Annotated in this window: 13 protein-coding genes; 1 reads left to right on the forward strand and 12 read right to left on the reverse strand. The window is 33.9% G+C overall.

What is annotated here, in order from left to right; translation table 11 throughout:
* The 4 genes from BOW57_RS02770 to BOW57_RS02785 all read right to left on the reverse strand — a co-directional run bounded on the left by BOW57_RS02770 (position 1) and on the right by BOW57_RS02785 (position 7,016).
* Positions 1 to 1,908, reverse strand: coding sequence for a DUF3857 domain-containing protein (locus tag BOW57_RS02770; RefSeq protein ID WP_129052969.1), 1,908 nt, complete (start codon positions 1,906 to 1,908; stop codon positions 1 to 3).
* Positions 1,909 to 1,972: 64 nt separating this feature from the next.
* Positions 1,973 to 2,425, reverse strand: a complete 453-nt coding sequence (gene dtd / locus BOW57_RS02775) for a D-aminoacyl-tRNA deacylase (RefSeq protein WP_129052970.1) — start codon at positions 2,423 to 2,425, stop codon at positions 1,973 to 1,975.
* 72 nt (positions 2,426 to 2,497) lie between these two features.
* A complete protein-coding gene (gene rsgA / locus BOW57_RS02780; protein ID WP_129052971.1) occupies positions 2,498 to 3,475 on the reverse strand; it encodes a ribosome small subunit-dependent GTPase A in 978 nt (325 codons plus the stop codon).
* Positions 3,476 to 3,608: 133 nt separating this feature from the next.
* Positions 3,609 to 7,016, reverse strand: coding sequence for a VIT domain-containing protein (locus tag BOW57_RS02785; protein ID WP_129052972.1), 3,408 nt, complete (start codon positions 7,014 to 7,016; stop codon positions 3,609 to 3,611).
* 250 nt (positions 7,017 to 7,266) lie between these two features.
* On the opposite strand from BOW57_RS02785, the gene BOW57_RS02790 reads away from it, so the two are divergent.
* A complete protein-coding gene (locus BOW57_RS02790; RefSeq protein ID WP_129052973.1) occupies positions 7,267 to 8,316 on the forward strand; it encodes an exo-alpha-sialidase in 1,050 nt (349 codons plus the stop codon).
* A gap of 232 nt (positions 8,317 to 8,548) precedes the next feature.
* Here the strand turns inward: BOW57_RS02790 and BOW57_RS02795 are convergent, their stop codons facing one another.
* From BOW57_RS02795 to BOW57_RS02830, 8 genes are all read right to left on the reverse strand, one after another.
* The gene (locus BOW57_RS02795; protein WP_089054266.1) at positions 8,549 to 9,631 is read right to left on the reverse strand and encodes a bifunctional 3-deoxy-7-phosphoheptulonate synthase/chorismate mutase type II; all 1,083 of its coding nucleotides are present in this window, start codon (positions 9,629 to 9,631) and stop codon (positions 8,549 to 8,551) included.
* A 12-nt stretch (positions 9,632 to 9,643) separates the two neighbouring features.
* Positions 9,644 to 10,504, reverse strand: coding sequence for a prephenate dehydrogenase (locus BOW57_RS02800; RefSeq protein WP_089054267.1), 861 nt, complete (start codon positions 10,502 to 10,504; stop codon positions 9,644 to 9,646).
* A gap of 325 nt (positions 10,505 to 10,829) precedes the next feature.
* Positions 10,830 to 11,975 (reverse strand): pyridoxal phosphate-dependent aminotransferase, encoded by a 1,146-nt coding sequence (locus BOW57_RS02805; RefSeq protein WP_129052974.1) that lies wholly within the window; start codon positions 11,973 to 11,975, stop codon positions 10,830 to 10,832.
* Positions 11,976 to 12,165: 190 nt separating this feature from the next.
* Positions 12,166 to 13,005: a prephenate dehydratase gene (locus BOW57_RS02810; protein WP_129052975.1), complete on the reverse strand. Its 840-nt coding sequence runs from the start codon at positions 13,003 to 13,005 to the stop codon at positions 12,166 to 12,168.
* Between the two features lie 471 nt (positions 13,006 to 13,476).
* Positions 13,477 to 14,643: a DUF1501 domain-containing protein gene (locus tag BOW57_RS02815; RefSeq protein WP_129052976.1), complete on the reverse strand. Its 1,167-nt coding sequence runs from the start codon at positions 14,641 to 14,643 to the stop codon at positions 13,477 to 13,479.
* 12 nt (positions 14,644 to 14,655) lie between these two features.
* Positions 14,656 to 16,053 (reverse strand): DUF1800 domain-containing protein, encoded by a 1,398-nt coding sequence (locus BOW57_RS02820; protein ID WP_129052977.1) that lies wholly within the window; start codon positions 16,051 to 16,053, stop codon positions 14,656 to 14,658.
* A gap of 307 nt (positions 16,054 to 16,360) precedes the next feature.
* A complete protein-coding gene (locus BOW57_RS02825; protein ID WP_164973659.1) occupies positions 16,361 to 17,002 on the reverse strand; it encodes a hypothetical protein in 642 nt (213 codons plus the stop codon).
* 146 nt (positions 17,003 to 17,148) lie between these two features.
* The gene (locus BOW57_RS02830) at positions 17,149 to 19,542 is read right to left on the reverse strand and encodes a ribonucleoside-diphosphate reductase subunit alpha (RefSeq protein WP_129052979.1); all 2,394 of its coding nucleotides are present in this window, start codon (positions 19,540 to 19,542) and stop codon (positions 17,149 to 17,151) included.
* Positions 19,543 to 19,711 lie beyond the last annotated feature (169 nt).

Genomic DNA, 19,711 nt, shown 5'->3' on the forward strand with positions numbered 1-19,711 from the left:
TTAGTTTTTGGTTAATATAATTTTTGCATTGTCGTTTCGCGAAACTTGCTCCATAAAAAGTCTATATTCATCATATTCTTTACTGGAATACTTTCCGTTATTTAGAAGCATAGATCTTTTATAGATTAGTTTGTTATTATCTTTTTTAATTATCTCCGTTTTGTATTCTCCGAATTTTCCTTTAAGCTCATAATTTTGAGGAAGAAATTCGATACTAAAACCTGCAGGAAGATTTATTTCAATTTCATCTGCATCTAAATAGCCGCGCTGAATTTGAAATGGATTTTTACGATTTCTAATTCTGTTTACATTTCCTGTATATTGGTTAAAAGCATCTAAGACAAAAATTATTTTGTTTCCTGAAATCTGACCATAATTTGAAGCGCTTATTTGAACATCTTCTATAAAACGAATATTTTCTTTATCATTAGTAAACGTTATTTTACCCAACTTCAAATTGTTGATATTATCCCAATACTCTTTGTAGTGTTTTTCTTTTTCATTTGGCTGTAAGGTTTCGACTCTGGATTTCGCATCATATTGACTTCCTTGCGAATCTATTTTTAAAACCCCTGAGAAATCACCATTTTCATTAACAGTATACGTCCCTTTTCCTATTTGAGTATTTCCTTTATCATCATAAATTTTAGTTCTAACAATTTCTCCGCCTTCAGGTTTAACCACCAAAACATCTCTATCATCAGTAAAAGTACCTTGGTAACCAAACGGGGCATCTTGACTTGTGCATTCCAGCCAAGTATAAGTATCACCATTGGGAATTGCTAATATCATATGATTTCCCTGCATCGAAACAAAATCAGATTGGATATTTGCCTTATCAGCATCACCATATAAAATTGTATTATAAGACGGCACATCAACTGCCTGCAAAAGTGCTTTGGTATAATTTGACAAAGCCTTGCAGTCGCCATAACCTAAACGATCAACGTCGCTGGCAAGCATTGGTTTCCAACCACCAATTCCAACCGCAATATTTACATATCTTGATTTCTTCTGTACGTAATCATAAATGATTTTTGCTTTCTTGATTGGGTCTTTTTCATCGCCAACAAGCACTTTCATTTTCGCTTTGGTTTCTTCTGGCAAAATGGTTGTTCCTGTTAAAACCTTCTCTCCGTACCATTTCCCAAATGCTTCCCAAGTTGTTGCTGTACCATCAACGCCTTCTAAATGAAATTTTTCAAGCCCCATCATGACTCTTGGAAACAAAACTTCTGAAGATGGACTTAAATCTTCTAATTTCTGTGCTAATATATTCTGTGCTATATAACCGAGTTTTGTAGTAGACTCTTCTGATTTTTTTATATTATATCCAGAAAACTGAAATTCCTTTTTTTTGAATCCTAAATCACTTGGGTAAGAAACATTGAGCACACATTTTTCGACGCTTACATTGTAACCGCCCAAGAAATACCATCGTGGTATAAAAGCCGTATTTGAAGTTTCTGTTTCACAGCTGTACGCAATTGTAAATGGATATAAAATTGGAGTGTAACTTAAAAAAACAACACGGCTGTCTGAGAAAAGCGTGCTCCCACTTACAGCGCTCTGATCTTTAAAATCTTTTCGTTTGATTTTTTTTATTTCATTTCCGGCCGCATCATAAACAACAGCTTCGATACTGCTGATTGAAGTGGTTTTATCATAATGCTGATAAGCATCAATATGACTAAGTCCTTTTTCATTTAAAACCGTTACAACTCTTTGTGTTTTAATATTCATGCTTCGTTGCGAAGCAATCATAATATCAATTTGATCTAATCGAACAACTGCATTCGCATTTTGTTTTAGACTATCTGGAATTAAGGCAATACTGTAATTAGCCTTTTGTGCAAATGAAATAAGGGTAAATAAGAAAAAAACTAACGATAATCTCGGGCTTCTCATTGGTAAGTAATTTCTTCAAATATATATTTTTTTTAGAAATTCTTAACATTTGTCTAATGATTTTTTAATCTCTGTTTTTACTGTCTATTAAGATAGTAACAGGGCCATCATTTATCAGACTTACCTTCATATCAGCGCCAAAAATTCCAGTTTGTACTTTTTTATCGAACTCTTTTTCTAAAGATTTTACAAAGTTCTCATACATGGGAATCGCAAATTCAGGTTTTGCGGCTTTTATGTAAGATGGTCGGTTTCCTTTTTTTGTAGAAGCGTGAAGTGTAAATTGACTAACGACAATTATATCGCCGTCGATGTCTTGAACCGAGCAGTTCATAACGTCATTTTCGTCTCCAAAAATTCTCATTTTTATTATTTTTCCAGCAAGCCAGTCAATATCTTCCTGAGTATCGGCATCTTCAATTCCAACTAAAACCAATAACCCTTTTTTTATGTTGGCTGTTTTTTCTCCGTCAACAGTAACGGAAGCTTCTGAAACTCTTTGAAGAACAATTTTCATGAATTAAAATATTATTTTGGTAGTAGAGTGACCTTTTTAAAGTGTAAAATACTGGCTATTAAATGCAAATGGCTATTTTCTCGTTTCATCACTCGCTGCACGATCATCGCCATAAATATCAGTTCGGTAATGTTCCTCATCGCCTTCTAATATCTTAAGATAACTGTTGTAGCGTGACCAGGCGATTTCATCTTTTTCTAAAGCAGCTTTTATAGCGCAATGCGGTTCTTCTTTATGCAAACAATTATTGAATTTACATTGATCTTTAAGCTTAAAAAATTCAGGGAAATAACCGCTGATTTCTGTTGGCTCCATATCAACAATTCCGAAACCTTTAATTCCTGGTGTGTCAATAATTCGGGCATCAAAAGACAGATCATACATTTCAGCAAAAGTTGTTGTATGCTGCCCTTGTTTACTTTGTTCTGAAATTACGGTCGTTTTTAAATGTAAACTTGGTTCCATTGCATTGACCAAAGTTGATTTTCCAACTCCGGAATGTCCTGAAAACATGCTTACTTTACCTATCATCATTTCTTTCAATTTATTAACTCCTTTATTTTCTGTTGAAGAAATTCTTAGGCATTTATATCCTATTTCGGTATAAATATGTTGTAAATAAAGCTGATCGTCTAAAGTCTGTTCATTCAGCGTATCAATTTTATTAAAAATTAGAACAGCTTCAATTCCGTAAGCTTCGGCAGTAACCAAAAAGCGGTCGATAAAACTTGTTGTTGTTGGCGGATTATCAATTGTAACCAACAAAAACACCTGATCGATATTCGAAGCTATAATATGAATCTGCTTTGACAAGTTAACCGATTTACGAACGATGTAGTTTTTTCTTTCGTGAATATTATGAATTGTTCCCGTTAAAGCATCCGAAGTTTCTTCTAATTCATAATCGACAATATCGCCTACAGCAATAGGATTGGTACTTTTAATTCCTTTCATCCTAAACTTCCCTTTCATACGGCATTCGATAAAATCGCCTTTTTCAGATTTTACGGTATACCAACTTCCTGTAGACTTATAAACGGTTCCTGTCATTCTTTAATTTTAGATTGCTTATTTTAGATTGCTTTATAAACCTAAAAAAATAAAAGGCAAAATTACGTTTTTAGAATGGAACAACGCAATTTCGCCTTTTAAATTTAAAAGACATCCGTTTAATTAGAAGACTTTACCAAATAATTTCGGCTAAAGCTTGATTCTCTTTTATTTTCCCTAACTGAATTGTTTTTAAAGTCCTAGAAGTTTTTCCTGCTTTGGTAATATAAATTTCGACCATTAATGTTGCCGGACCATTTTCCGTCAATGTCGTTTCTCCAAAGAAATTAGTTTTAATTTGATATTTTCCTTTTACAGCATTTCTGATTATATATTGTTCCGGGCCATAACCCTCTGTAAAATCTTTAGAAAACCTTCCTCCAATTTGTGTAGAAGTGTGGCTATAATAACATTCTTCATTTGTTGGTTCAATTACATGCAAATCCAAATCAACATCCATTTGGTTCCAGTTCATAATGATTCTGATATCAACAGGCATTTTTGCAAGGTACTTTTTATCAAGCTTAGCCGTTTTTATACCAGAATGTGCCGTTATCATTCGATTAATATCCATTAAAACAATATCTTCTACACCTTCATACTGACCGCTCATTTCTCCATAATAATTTACTTCAAGGGCTTTAATTAATTCATCAAAAGCTTCTTGATATTTCCCTGCATCTTCTAGTGTTAAAGCATAATCTCTAAAACTCTGTGGTTCATGCTCTCTCCATTTTACGACTTGTTTTGCGGTAAAAACGGCATCATTATAATCTTTCCATTGACGTAAAGTATAAGTCAACGTTTTATAAAGCTGATGATTCTCTAAACCTAAATCTGCAATATTACTAATGATCAGCAGCGCTTTTTTAAGATCGCCCTGATTGTAGAAAAAATGAGCTACATCAAAATAAAAACTCGGATTTCTTTCTTGTGCTTTTCTTAAATCCAAATACAAATCGTATTGTTTTTCTTTTGGTGCTGATGCTAATGCCTTTAAATACAATCTGTCTGGATTCCAACTTTTTGTTTGCACAACTCCACTATTTGAAGATTGCTTTTTCGTTGTTATAATAATAACTCCATTTGCCCCTTTGCTGCCATAAGCAGAAATTCTCGACGCATCTTTCAAAACATCAACTGTATCAATATCATCTGACTTTAAATCAGTCAATTCACCCTCATAAAACTGACCATCAACTATAATTAAAGGCTTTTTTGAATCTCCAGCTAAATAACCTCTACTGAAATTTAAATCTTGTGAAAGGTCTTTGTTTTTTGAAGCATTTTCCGGAAGATAACCCACTAAATCTGATTTTTTTTGAGTACCGTATCCCACTACAACTGTTTCTTGTAATTTAGTAGAATTTGAATCTTCCTTAATTACTTCACTTCCAACTTTCTTATCCTTTAATTCCACAATTACTGGTATATCTTCAGTAACTTCTTGTGCTTTTGCAACTACTGGTGTAACAAATTTTACCTGATCAATTTTTGGCGGAGATGGCGGAGTAGATGTATTATACACAGCATTATCTTCCACAATAACAGTTGAAACTGATCCTGCTCCAACAGGTTCGTCTACTGTTAAAGCAGCATCAGGATCTCCTTTTATAGTCTCAGTTCCAATTATGGTGTCAGTTCCAATTCTTAAATCCCCATTTCTGCTTTCAGCACTTGACGGCGGCGGTGGCGGAACTTGTCTTTTGTGTTTGTACTTAGATGCTATTTTTTGCCCATTATACTTAAAATTCTTTTTCCACCAAACATCTAATCCCTTAAAATAACTTTCTATATTGTCCCAATTACTTTTTTGCTGAGCCAGATTAGCATCATGTTCTTGTTTTTTAATTCTGTCAAATTCAGCACGTAATTCTGCTGGCGGAATAATATCGTACATAATATAATCTCTCACATTTTCCAGAACAATCAATGAAGTATTTTTGGTTACAATGCCAAATTTCTTTCCAAGAAACTCTATTTCATCTGCGTTTTTAGCGTATTGCAATTCAAGATTGGCAATTTTTTTCTGCGCCCAAAGTTTCTCCACATTAATATCTCCTGCATTTTGAACAGCAACATCAAGCGTAATTTTTCGTTCCAAAACTACCTCATTTTCGTAACCAAAAAGAAGCGTAATTTCGTTTTGAGGATTTAAAGAAATACCCGAAAAACTAAAATTCCCAGAAACCGAAGTTCCTTCCATTGGAAATAAATCAGTTACGGTCAAATTCTCTTTTATGCCAAGAAACTTCAAATTAGCATTTGTCAATTTATCCAAAGCTGTTTCCGAATTTACCTGATTTAAATTGATAAAATTCCCTCCAGTTTTAGTTGAAGAAAAATTCAGAAAAGCAAAATCTGCAGAAACTGAAGACGTAATTGTGTAAACAGCTTTCTTAGTTTTTGGCATAACATTTTCACTTAAAGAAGATAATCCGTCAGAGAAAAATAAATATTCATCTTGATTTTCAAAACTGATTTGCGAATAACGTGTTCCGCCATCGTATTTTGTTTTTTCTAAAATGGTTTTTAATTCCGACCAATTTCCATTAGAAACCACAAATTCTTTTTGTTTTTCGAAAGTATAATTTAGAAAATACAAAGTCACTTTTGTGTTTTTTATCTTTTGAAAATACGCATCCAACAAATCCAATTCTTTCTTGATATCTCGATTTTTACAACTCAAAGAATTATCCCAAATCAAACCAATTGAAGCCGGTGTTTTTTTAGTCGTTTTGTTTCCTTCGATAAAAGTATTTCCATAAAAATAATATTGACCGCCAACATTCTGCATCAAAACACTTGGGATATTTTGCTGTATCGGAATCTTAAAAACCAATTTTTCTTCCGGCTGATAATTTTCTTTTTTTACCGAAGCCTGAAAAGCTTGATTCCATTTTGAAAAAGCAATTTCGTTTCCTGAATTTCCAGTAACAATTGGCGCGGTTGAAGCCCCTAATACCGAAACATTAATTTCAAACTGATCTAATTTTTTCGGGAATCGGCTCACCAATTGATACGCCAAATTATCTTTATCAAAAGCGGAAAGTTCCTCTTCATAGCCAATAACAACAGTTCGTTCGCCATTTGGCATCAACGGATAAATTCTCGTTTTAAAATTATTTCCGTCGACTTTCTCTAATAATCCCGGATCAACACGGCGATGTTCGATGGCTTCAAAAACCTGTTTCCCTTTATTTTTATTCACTGGAACGGCTTCTCTCAATTTCCCATTTATATCAATCGCATATCTTGAAACTGAAACATTTTCTGGCAGCGGAAAAATAAGTTCCGCTTCCATTTGTCGTGTCCCCGAATTGAAAAAATGCATTTCAGCAGTCGTATAAGCAATGTTGCCCACCACTTTTACATTAACGAAAAGTTTATTCATTCTCACTTTTTCCGCTTCTTCTCCTTTAACGGTAAGTTCAGGACTTTGTGCAAAAGTTTTTGTTCCAACAAAAACAAGAAAGAAAAGAAATACATTCAAATTCATTTGAAAAATGCCCGACGCAGACAAAAACAATTTTAATTTCATGACATAAAAATTAAGGTTCATATTGTTATAGAGAACAAAAAACAACAAAAGGTTGGGAAGATAATTATTTTATTTTTATCTGTTTAATATGAATTCAATATAGCAATAAGTTTATCTTTAGTGACATTGTAAATCATATCAATTTATTTAATTATATTCAGCGAGTAAACGAGTAAATAATAGTAAAATGTTAAATGATGGTTTTAAAAATCTGCATCATTTTTCTATTACATCTCAAAAAAAGAATAAAATGATATTGAAAACAAAATGTGCTGTAACAGCTTTATTGGTAACCTTTCTTGTTTCTAACGGATTGAAAGCACAGACAAAAGCAATTAATATAGAAAGCAGTTATATTGCAGATCCACCCGTGACGACAAACAGCCACGCATCAACTTTAGTGGAATACAAGCCAAATGAGATCTTAGCTGCTTGGTTTGGAGGAAAATATGAAGGATCAAAAGATGTCGGAATTTATATTTCAGCTTATAAAGAAAAAAAATGGTCGGCACCAAAAGAATTGATTCAGCCCTTAATAAAAGGTACTGATACACTGCCTTGCTGGAATCCTGTTCTTTTTAAAGCTAAAAGTCAGAATTTATATTTGTTTTACAAAGTAGGAAAAAATCCAAGAGAATGGTTTGGCGCTATGATTGTTTCCAAAGATAATGGAACAACTTGGGGAGAACCAAAATACCTTCCAGATGGAATTTACGGTCCAATTCGTAATAAACCAATTGAAACTATTCCAGGAGTAATTTTATGCGGGAGCAGTACAGAAAGCGTTAACACTGACGAATGGAGAATCCATGTTGAAGAATACACAGAAGCAACTGATTCTTGGAAGAAAATAGCGGTCGAAAACAATCAGAACTTTAATGCTATTCAACCGACATTTTTAATTCATAGTGCGACTGATATTCAGATGTTATCACGAAGCAAACACAATAAAATAGTTTCAAGCTGGTCTGGAGATAACGGAAAAAGCTGGATAAGAACCAATACAATCAATGTAATCAATTCTAATTCAGGAATAGATGCTTTAACCATAAATAAAAACCTTTTTTTATTGGTAAACAATCCCTTACCGCAAGGAAAAGACTGGTTTAACGGAAGAAATATTTTGGACGTAGAATATTCAAAAGATGGTCTGAACTGGAAAAAATTATTTGATTTGGAAAAACAGGAAAAAGGCGAATTCAGCTACCCAGCAATCATCCAGACTACTGATAAAAAAGTACATGTTTTATATACTTACGATAGAAAGTACATCAAACATACCGCATTCGATTTGAATTAATCAGTACAATATAAGAACTCTTAAATCGTATCATCTTAATGATCAGATTTTGCAGATTAGCAGATTTATTTACCATTTAAAAGAATCAAAAAAAAATCCCCAAAGCTCGAAAGCAATGGGGATTTAATATAAAAAAACAATCTACTTTTAAACGTGTGACATAATAAAACTTTGCAACACCTTTTTGGTTAAATTCAAGTTATCTTATATCACTTGTATATTTTGAAAAAAATTATGCGTTGAAAATTTTCTCTTGGTGACCAATACTTTCTTGGTGAATTGCTTTAAACATTCTTAAAACGAATTCTTCAGTAAGACCTTTTTTCTCACCTTCCAAAATCATTTTTCCTAAGATTTCGTTCCAACGGTTGTTTTGAAGAATCGCTACGTTTGCGTCTTTTTTCACTTGACCAATTTCGTCAGCAACTTTCATACGTTTTCCTAACAATTCTAATAAGTTAGCATCAAGTACGTCGATGTTAGCTCTTAGTTTTGTCATTTTTTGGCTGTACTCATCTGTAGTATCATCCGTTTTTCTAATCGTCAAATCTTTAATGATTTGTTTCAAAACATCTGGAGTAACTTGCTGCGCAGCATCAGACCAAGCGTTGTCTGGATCGATGTGTGTTTCGATAATCATACCGTCGTAATTCAAATCTAAAGCCTCTTGAGTTACTTCGAAAATCATTTTACGATCTCCTGTAATGTGAGATGGATCAATGATTAATGGTAAATCAGGGAATTTATTTTGCAATTCGATAGCAATCTGCCATTCTGGAATGTTTCTGTATTTTGTTTTTTCGTAAGTAGAGAAACCTCTGTGAATAACTCCTAATTTCTCAATTCCAGCCATGTGCAAACGCTCAACACCACCTAACCATAAAGCTAAATCTGGGTTTACAGGGTTTTTAACCAAAACGATTTTATCAGTTCCTTTCAAAGTATCAGCAATTTCCTGAACTGCGAATGGGTTTGCAGTTGTACGAGCACCAACCCATAAAACGTCGATATCATGTTCTAAAGCCAGTTTACAGTGAGCTGCAGTTGCAACTTCAGTACCCATTAATAAACCAGTTTCAGCTTTTGCTTTTTGCAACCATTTTAATCCAATTTCTCCAACACCTTCAAATCCTCCTGGACGTGTTCTTGGTTTCCAGATTCCTGCTCTAAAAACACTTACTTTTGAATCTTTCAATTCATGAGCAATTTTCAATACTTGATCTTCCGTTTCTGCACTACATGGTCCAGCTATCACAAGTGGGTGATTTAAATTGAAATCTTCTAACCACTTTCTCATTTCTTTCTTATTTTCCATCTTAATTCTAATTTACTTTTTAGTTGTTGTTAATCCGTTTAGTATTTCTTTTATTTTATTTGTGCTTTCCATTTCTTCAAAAATGGCATTATAATTTTCGTCTTTCAACAAATCCCTAAACCGACTGAGATTTGAGATATATTCTTCTAATGTTTCCAGAACATGTTCTTTATTCTGCTTAAAAATTGGCGTCCACATTGCCGGTGAACTTTTTGCTAAACGAACGGTACTTTCAAATCCACTACCCGCCATATCAAAAATATCCTGTTCGTCTTTTTCCTTATTCATTACCGTTTTCCCGAGCATAAACGAACTGATGTGCGACAAATGCGAAACGTAAGCAATGTGTTTGTCGTGCGAAGTTGGGTCCATATATCGAATCCTCATTCCGATTTCGCTGAAAAGCTTTAACGCCTTTTCCTGCAATTTAAAAGTGGTTTTTTCCACTTCGCAAATAATGTTTGTTTTTCCTTTAAACAACCCTTTTATCGCCGCCGAAGGTCCTGAAAACTCCGTTCCTGCTATCGGATGCGTGGCAATAAAATTTCTTCTTTTCGGATGATTGGCAACGGCATCACAAATTGGCTTTTTCGTCGATCCAACCTCAAAAACAATCGTTTTATCTCCAACCGAATCCAGCACCTTAGGCAAAACCGTAAGCGCCACATCCACCGGAACCGAAACGATTACAAAATCGGCTTCAGCCAAATCTTCAAAACTTCCTGCTTCGTCGATAACTCCTAAATCAATGGCTTCCTGCAAATGTTTTTCATTGCTGTCGATTCCAAAAATCGTCGAATCAGGATGTTGGTCTTTGATGTCCAGCACCATCGAACCGCCTATTAATCCTATTCCTATTACGTATACTTTCATATTTCTTTTTATTAGAAGCTATTTCCTGCTATCCGTTTCAATCTTTTCCGCCGAACCCCGGCGCAAAAGGATTTCCACTTCTATCAGGGCTAGGGCTTCTCGTTTTTTTCAAGACCTTTTACTTTTTCCGTCTTTTTGTCATTTCGACGAAGGAGAAATCTTCGCAAGTAGCTCCGTAAAGCAAATCTTTGTCGAGTTTCTCGTGGAGATTTCTCCTTCGTCGAAATGACAAACTGTGGCGAAAAAATCTAAAATCTACATTCTAAAATCTACATTCCAAAATCTACATTCCAAAATCTACATTCCAAAATCTACATTCTAAAATCTAAAATCGATCTATCGCTTCTTGTACTTTTTCTTCTTTCACACACAATGAGAACCTGATATAACCTTCGCCGTTGCTACCAAAAATGGTTCCCGGTGTAATAAAAATATGTTTCTCATATAATATTTCGTCAATGAACTTTTCCGCTGATTCGATTCCTTCTGGCAATTTTGCCCAAACAAAAAGTCCAACTCCTTCTTTATACACTTTACAGTTTAACTTTTCAGCTAATTTTTCTGTTAGTTCTCTTCGGCGTCTGTAAATTTTGTTTTGATCTTCGAACCAGGATTTATCACAATTTAAAGCGGCGATTGCACCTTTCTGAATTCCGTAGAACATCCCGCTGTCCATGTTGCTTTTTACTTTTAGGACCGCATCGATAATTTCAGGATTTCCTAAAACCATCCCGACTCTCCAGCCTGCCATGTTGAACGTTTTACTTAGCGAATTCAATTCTAAAGCCACATCCTTCGCGCCTTCAACTTGCAATAAACTCATCGGATTATCATTCAAAACAAAACTGTACGGATTGTCGTTGATCAATAATATGTTGTGTTTTTTAGCAAAAGCAACCAATTTTTCAAATAACACTAAACTTCCTCTCGCTCCTGTTGGCATGTGCGGATATCCCAGCCACATAATTTTTACTTTCGAAAGATCCAATTTTTCAAGAGCTTCAAAATCCGGTTCCCATGCATTTGCTTCTTTCAGATCATAATAAACCGGAACTGCTCCAACCAAATTAGTTACCGAAGTATAAGTTGGATAACCTGGATTCGGAATTAAAACGTGGTCGCCTTCATTTAAAAACGCTAACGAAATGTGCATGATTCCTTCCTTTGAACCCATCAGAGGCAAAATCTCATTATTCGGATTCACTTCAACACCAAACTGATCTTTATAAAAATCGGCCATCGCTTGTCTCATTTCTGGCAATCCCTGATAGCTTTGATAACCATGCCCGTTTTCGTCTTGAATTGCGGCAGCGACTGCTTCAATTACTGCTTTTGACGGACTCAAATCAGGGCTTCCAATTCCCATATTGATGATCGATTTTCCTTCAGACATCAACTGACGAACTTCTCTTAATTTTGATGAGAAGTAGTATTCTTCAACTGTGTCTAATCGTTTTGCTGTTGTAATCATTTCTGTTTTTTATTAAAAAATGCTTTAGGCTTTAGGCCGCAAGCTATATGCTTTCTTTTCTTTACTTTAAGACTTGTCACCCTGAGCGGAGTCGAAGGGCTTTCCAATTGGAGCTGGCTTCGACTTCGCTCTGCCTGACAATCTAAAATCTTAATTCGTTAATCTTAAATCAAAAATCAACTTTCCATCTCTAAGCCTCGCTTAAAGGTTTTGTATTTTTATATTCTCCTAAGACTTTAAAATATTCTGCCATTATATTTAATAACGCTTTGGCTTTTGCAAAATCTTCGTATTTCTCGAATGTTACATCTACGAAAAATGAATATTTCCAAGGTGTTTCGATTTTTGGAAGCGACTGGATTTTTGTCAAATTCAGCTTGCAGTCACTCATTACATTTAAAACCGCTGCTAAGCTTCCTCTTTTATGATCCAATTCAAATTTTACAGAGGCTCTGTTGATTTCGCTTTCCGGCAAAAATGAATTTTGCTTTTTAATGATTACAAAACGAGTCATATTATTTTTAATCGTTTGAATCGATGATGCAATAATATCCAAATCATACATTTCAGAAGCTGTTACACTTGCAATTGCAGCAATACCAGTCAATTGTTTTTCCTGAATTCTTCTTGCTGTTTCGGCAGTATCTTTATCCTCAACCAATTTGATATTTGGATATTGTTTCAGAAAATCCATGCATTGCAAAAGTGCCATTGGGTGCGAATGAACTTCTTTTATGTCTTCCATTTTCTGACCTTTTAAAGTCATTAAATTTTGTTGAATATTTAAATAATGCTCTCCAATAATGTGTAAATTATTCTTATCAATCAAAGCATAATTCGGAATAATTGGCCCCGCAATTGAATTTTCGATCGCCATAACAGCTTGATCAGATTTTCCAGAAAGCAGGCTGTCAATCAATTCTTCAAAAGACAAACACTCATCAATTTCCACATTTTCAGAGAAATACTCCTTTACAACCTGATGATGAAAAGAACCTTTGATACCTTGTATTGCAATTTTCGTTGTCATATATTCAAAAAAAAATCCTGATTTGCATCAGGATTGTATATTAGTTTTATTTGTCTTAAAATTTTCTCAAATAACCATAGCACAATCCTCACTTCTACTAAAGAAGAAATAAAAAGAGTTGCTAAAATAAAAACGGTTACTTGCCATTTTGTTTGTGTTTTTAAATAAATTCTCTGCGAATGTATAAATTATTTTTACTGCACCAAAAAAAAGATTGCATTTTATGAAACAAAAAGGGATTTCTTAACAAATTTAGGATGATTTGTATGATAATATAAAAATATCCGTTTAAAATGAGAATATTAAATTGAGGTTCTAAGGTTCTGAGATGCTGAGACGCTACGTTTTTTTGCCACGAATTACACAAATTTCCACAAATCATACCTTTTAAAATCTAACTTATAAATTTATTATACAGAAAAAACAAAATAAAAATTCGTGAAAATTTGTGTAATTCGTGGCAAACTATTCTCAAAACAACCCAGACACAGGCTTATTCTTTATCCCAATTTTAGAATAATCAAAATTCATTTTTTGTTGTAATAATGAAGCGTAGACACTTCTAAAATCAATCTCATGTTTTAAATCGCCATTATCCAAATTAGATAAATCGGGATTATTCCCTAAAACTGTTCCTTTATTATTACCTCCAATTATAAACATCGGCGCAGCAGTTCCGTGATCTGTTCCGTTTCCATTGTCTTTTACTCGTCGTCCAAATTCTGAAAAAACAACTATTGTAACATTTTGCAATAACTGTGCTTGTTTCAAATCTTGATAAAAACTATATAACGAATCATTTAAATCAGTTAATTTTTTCTCGTGTATGGCAAGTTGATTGTCATGCGTATCAAATCCGCCAAGCGAAGTGTAATATACTTTTGAATTTAGATTCCCTTTTATTAATCGCCCAATCCATTCCAGATTTTTGGATAATTCTGTTTTTGGATAACTAATTTCAGATTTTGATTTTGCCAAAGCTTTCTGAATTTCATCCGATCCTTCGGTAACAGAATTGGCGATTTTTCGAACAAAATCCAATTGCGGATTGTCTGACAAGGTTACATTTTCTTCTTTATCTGATTTTACTTTAAATCGGTTTGGATCTTTTACGGTTATTGAATTTGGCTCCATTCCTTTTAAAGCCAGATTATCGATCGAATCCAAATTTATTCCCGCAGTTGCTTGATGTCCGTTACACTGCAAGTCTAGATAACGCCCTAACCAGCCTTCGTTAATATATTTATCTGAGTCTGCTGCGGTTTGCCAAATTTCCTGACTGCGAAAATGAGAACGAATAGGCTCAGGATATCCAACATTCTGAATTACGGTTAAATCTCCGTTTTGCTGCATTTGAGCAAAATCTTTTAAGGATGGATGAAACGCCATTCCTTTATTTTTACCAATAACTACATCTTTACTTAAAGCTATTTTTGTTCTCAGATCATAATACAATGAATTATCGTAAGGAATAAAGGTATTCAATCCGTCGTTCCCACCATTCAATTGCACAAACACAACACACTGCTCGCCGATTACCAAATTATTCTGCGAGCCAAAAGCATGTAAAAAATCAGGAAGCACCAGCATTCCACCGGTAAAAGTTCCTGTAAGCGTTAGAAAATTTCTTCTGTTCATAACTGCAGTTTTCTAAATTAATTGATATTCGGGTAGTTTTGTAATGTAATCAAAGAGTCTTATTACAGCGAAATTGGCGTGCGTTTCTTTTGGATCAAAATCATATTTCAGCAAACTCTCCATATCTTTTTGCGTGGCATCGTTTACATTAAATAACAATCTGTTCGACAATTCAGCAATAATCGTTTTGTTATTTCCATTAGAATCAAAATCTATCTTTATGTTGAGCTTTTCAAATTCTAATTTTGGTTTTTCTGTATCAGAATTCATCGTATTTAACACTTTTCTAGTAATACTTCTTCCGCTGCAAAGCAAATCGGATGTATTGTTGCGTTGTAAATAAATTTGCGAAGTCAGCCAGGAATTCCCACCGCCCCATCCTTTTACATTTACCTGATTGTACAAATCCATTCCTTGCTGCTTAATAAAAAACAGAATCATAGCATCGTCCAGATCATCGATATGTAATTCATCCAAAAGCTGCAAAATATAAACCAGAGGATCTTTGATCTTTGTTCCTGAATTTTCCTTTTTGTATTCTTCGCTAAAAATTTTAGTTAATAAAGGTTGAATTTCAAACTTTACCTTTCTAAAATAATCACCATAATACGTCACCAAATCTTCTGACGGATTATCATAAATAAACCATTCTAGTATTTTTCGAGTGATGAGATACGGTATGTTTTTCTGCTCAAAAATAATATCAACTAAATCATCTGCTTTCCAGTTTCCGGTTTTTCCAAAGTAAATTTTATCGCTATTATCTTCAGCAAAACGCCTGTAAACTGCACCATCGTCTCCATAATTTAATCCTGCCAAAGCTCTTGCTCCATTTTTAATGTCGCTTTCGGTATAATTTCCAATTCCGATCGTGAATAATTCAAGCAATTCACGACTTAAATTTTCATTGTATTTTCCTTTTTTATTATCTACATTATCAAGGTATTTCACCATTGCATTCGATTTTATGATTTGCTTGGTCAGCTCCTTGAAATTCCCGAACGCATGTTCGCGTAAAATCATATTGTGTTGGTAAATCCAGTAATTGACTTTTACTTTTTGAGAAGTGGAAACAAAATGATTGTGCCAAAAACAAACCATGTTTTCGCGTAATGGAAATTCATCGTTACGCATTTTACCAATCCACCATTTTTTTAATTCAACTGCAGAGTAGATTTCTTTTTTAAGAGCTTTCTTTTTCTCTTCTGAATCAGCGGTTTTTATAGATTCTCGAAGTTCTTTGAGCTCTAGTAGTGTTTTAGGATCATCGTTTAAAAAAGCGGGAAGTTGCGTGTCGAATTTTGAACTATAGGAATGTTTTAGAAATTTTTCTAATCCTAATTTTTCTATTGCAGCGGATTCTTTTCCAGAAAAACCCAACCGTAACGACCAAAGATTGCTTTTTTTCATAACACAGGAATTTGTTTAGAAATAAGACTCGACTTTCTCCTAAAGGTTTAATTTCGAGAAAGGTTCTGAGATTCTTAGATGCTAAGGTGCTAAGTTTTGAAAAAGTTTTTGGTAATAATTAAAACGGGGAATTTATCACGATATTGTCAATAATAAAACCGACGATTATTATTGCGAAGAATGCATTAAAATCCACCCCTATAATATGATTCCGGAAAGTTATTTATAAGTTCAAGAAATTAAACAGTCCTGATTAAAGAGAAAATAGCTTCTAAAAAAGCCGAATAACAATAATACTTTGAAAATACTACCAGATAACACCCCAATAAATCAACGTTTTTTTTCCTCTGTTAACAGCTATTCCTTTTGAGTATCCATTCTTCCAATTTGCTGGCATTTGGGGATTTGGTATCATTTTAAATTCTTTAAACCAATTCCCTTTTTTAGCCTCTAAAACATAAATATCAAAATTATTCTCTAAATAAATTCCATTCTTTCCCTTAGAAAATTCATTCTCTATAAAATTAGGTATTGGATACAAATTCCTAAAACAATCTTGATTTATTTTAGCACTATCAGTAATAGCAACATCTTCAACATTTTCGTAAGTTTTAAGTGTTTCAAAACGATTGACAATTAACAAACACGAATCATTCGAACTATACTTAGCCAATGATTTCTTTTCCAAACTTCTAACAACTGAATCTACATTTTTTAGATCTTTCTCATGTTCATATAACATAAAACGAACATCATTCTTTGATATGTTCTTGCTATTAACAGTTTGAAATGGATATGATGTCACCTTTTTAGGAAAGTGATCAATAAGCTTTCTGTTAAAGCTACTTTTAGCCTCAATATATTTTTGATTATCTAGAGAATCTACAGATTTATTATTACAACTCAAGATGCAAAGAATAGACACATTCAATAAAATTATCTTCTTCATCATTTATGTTTTAGTATTTTAAAAGCCAGTTAAATTGAAAAAAAACTCCAAAAAACAAAAGCAGTTATCATTACAATAACTGCTTTCTATAAAATTAAAGATATAAATCTTTCTTCTTTATTCTATTCTCTTTCCTCTAAAAAAAATTAAGACCCACACATTTCACAATCCTCAGGATCTCCAGCTTGTGCTTTTAGCAGCATTGCTTTATAATCCTCAACACTGATAGCTTCAGTTTCTACAACTGCCGCTGGTGCATTTTCTTCTTTTTTATCATTGTTTAGAGTAAACTTAATTGCATCTACTGCCGATTTTGTTCTTAGGTAATACATTCCTGTTTTTAAACCTGACTGCCAAGCATAGAAGTGCATTGACGTAAGTTTAGAATAGTTGGCATCTTGCATAAACAAGTTCAACGATTGTGATTGATCAATAAAATAACCTCTTTGACGAGACATATCGATAATATCTTTCATCGACATTTCCCAAACTGTTTTGTAAAGATCTTTTAAGTCTTGCGGAATAACATCAATATTTTGAACTGATCCGTTATGACGCATGATTTCTTGTTTCAAATCTTCGTTCCATAAACCTAGTTTCACTAAGTCTTCTAGTAAATGTTTGTTTACTACGATGAACTCTCCAGACAATACACGACGTGTGTAAATGTTTGATGTATATGGTTCGAAAGCTTCGTTGTTTCCTAGAATTTGAGAAGTTGAAGCTGTTGGCATCGGCGCAACCAATAATGAGTTACGAACTCCATGTTCCACCACTTCTTTTCTTAATGAAGCCCAGTCCCAACGTCCTGATAATTCCTCATCTTTCATTCCCCACATATTGTGTTGGAATTCTCCTTGTGACATTGGCGAACCTTCAAAAGTTGAATATGGTCCTTCTTCTTTTGCCATTTCCATAGAAGCGGTTACAGCTGCGAAGTATAATGTTTCGAAAATTTCTTGATTTAGAACTTTTGCTTCATCACTTGTAAACGGCAAACGAAGCATAATAAAAGCATCTGCTAAACCTTGCACTCCTAATCCTACTGGACGGTGACGCATGTTTGAGTTTTCAGCCTCTTTTACAGGATAGTAATTTCTGTCAATTACTTTGTTCAAGTTACGAGTTACACGTTTTGTAACATTGTAAAGCGCTTCGTGATCGAATTTTCCGTTCTCAATAAACATCGGCAATGAGATTGAAGCTAAATTACAAACTGCAATTTCATCTTTAGAAGTGTACTCCATAATCTCTGTACACAAGTTTGAAGAACGAATTGTTCCTAAATTCTTATGGTTCGATTTACGGTTTGCTGCATCTTTGTACAACATATATGGTGTTCCAGTCTCGATTTGCGATTCTAGGATTTTCTCCCATAATTCACGAGCACGGATTGTTTTTCTTCCTTTTCCTCTAAATTCATAATCCATATACAATGCTTCGAATTCTTCTCCGTAAACATCATATAATCCTGGACATTCGTTAGGACACATTAAAGTCCAAGTTGTATCTTCCTGAACACGTTTCATGAACAAATCTGAAGTCCACATTGCGAAGAACAAATCTCTTGCACGCATTTCTTCCTTTCCAGTATTTTTCTTTAAATCTAGGAATTCAAAAATATCAGCATGCCAAGTTTCGATGTAAATCGCAAAACTTCCTTTACGTTTTCCACCACCTTGATCTACGTAACGAGCCGTATCATTGAAAACTCTCAACATTGGAACAATACCGTTTGAAGTTCCATTTGTACCACGGATGTAAGATCCTGTTGCACGAACATTATGAATAGAAAGTCCAATTCCTCCTGCTGATTGAGAGATTTTTGCTGTTTGTTTTAATGTATCGTAAATACCATCGATACTATCATCTTGCATTGCCAAAAGGAAACAAGAAGACATTTGCGGTTTTGGAGTTCCTGCATTAAACAACGTTGGCGTTGCATGCGTAAAGAACTTTTTAGACATTAAGTCATAAGTTTCAATTACCGATTTTAAATCGTCTAAGTGAATACCAACAGAAACACGCATTAACATGTGCTGTGGACGCTCAACGATTTTTCCGTTTATTTTAAGAAGATAAGAACGCTCTAAAGTTTTGAAACCAAAGTAATCGTAATTAAAATCTCTAGTGTAAATGATATGCGAATCAAGGAAAGCAGAGTTTTCCTGAATTACTTTAAATACTTCATCCGAAAGTAACGGTGCATCTTGACCATTTCTTGGATTTACGTAATTGTACATATCTTTCATCGTTTCAGAGAACGATTTTTTTGTATTTGAATGCAGGTTTGAAATTGCCACACGAGCTGCTAATTGTGCATAATCTGGGTGTGCAATAGTCATAGACGCAGCAGTTTCTGCCGCAAGATTATCCAATTCTGAAGTCGAAACTCCATCATACAATCCTTCGATAACTCTCATCGCTACCTTAACGGGATCTACAAGCTCATTTAAGCCGTAGCACAATTTTTTGATTCTTTCTGTAATCTTATCAAACATTACCGGCTCTCTGTGACCATCTCTTTTTACTACATACATAAGCTTACTATTTTAGTTATTGAAAAAATGAAAGACACTGAAAAATAAATCTCAGCACTTAAACATTGTGTGTTTTAAAAATTATTTTTTTTTGAGAATTGCAGGATTCTCAATAGTTATCTGTTTCCAGTTTGAAAAACAAACCGAAAAGGCATTAAAAAATGTCATT

It is taken from the genome of Flavobacterium sp. YO64, assembly GCF_004119505.1.
Taxonomy (GTDB): domain Bacteria; phylum Bacteroidota; class Bacteroidia; order Flavobacteriales; family Flavobacteriaceae; genus Flavobacterium; species Flavobacterium oncorhynchi.

Bases quoted from the DNA above. Each gene is read 5' to 3' on its own strand.
- BOW57_RS02770 (WP_129052969.1), bottom strand. From the start codon at position 1,908: ATGAGAAGCCCGAGATTATCGTTAGTTTTTTTCTTATTTACCCTTATT.
- dtd (WP_129052970.1), bottom strand. From the start codon at position 2,425: ATGAAAATTGTTCTTCAAAGAGTTTCAGAAGCTTCCGTTACTGTTGAC.
- rsgA (WP_129052971.1), bottom strand. From the start codon at position 3,475: ATGACAGGAACCGTTTATAAGTCTACAGGAAGTTGGTATACCGTAAAA.
- BOW57_RS02785 (WP_129052972.1), bottom strand. From the start codon at position 7,016: ATGAAATTAAAATTGTTTTTGTCTGCGTCGGGCATTTTTCAAATGAAT.
- BOW57_RS02790 (WP_129052973.1), top strand. From the start codon at position 7,267: ATGATATTGAAAACAAAATGTGCTGTAACAGCTTTATTGGTAACCTTT.
- BOW57_RS02795 (WP_089054266.1), bottom strand. From the start codon at position 9,631: ATGGAAAATAAGAAAGAAATGAGAAAGTGGTTAGAAGATTTCAATTTA.
- BOW57_RS02800 (WP_089054267.1), bottom strand. From the start codon at position 10,504: ATGAAAGTATACGTAATAGGAATAGGATTAATAGGCGGTTCGATGGTG.
- BOW57_RS02805 (WP_129052974.1), bottom strand. From the start codon at position 11,975: ATGATTACAACAGCAAAACGATTAGACACAGTTGAAGAATACTACTTC.
- BOW57_RS02810 (WP_129052975.1), bottom strand. From the start codon at position 13,005: ATGACAACGAAAATTGCAATACAAGGTATCAAAGGTTCTTTTCATCAT.
- BOW57_RS02815 (WP_129052976.1), bottom strand. From the start codon at position 14,643: ATGAACAGAAGAAATTTTCTAACGCTTACAGGAACTTTTACCGGTGGA.
- BOW57_RS02820 (WP_129052977.1), bottom strand. From the start codon at position 16,053: ATGAAAAAAAGCAATCTTTGGTCGTTACGGTTGGGTTTTTCTGGAAAA.
- BOW57_RS02825 (WP_164973659.1), bottom strand. From the start codon at position 17,002: ATGAAGAAGATAATTTTATTGAATGTGTCTATTCTTTGCATCTTGAGT.
- BOW57_RS02830 (WP_129052979.1), bottom strand. From the start codon at position 19,542: ATGTATGTAGTAAAAAGAGATGGTCACAGAGAGCCGGTAATGTTTGAT.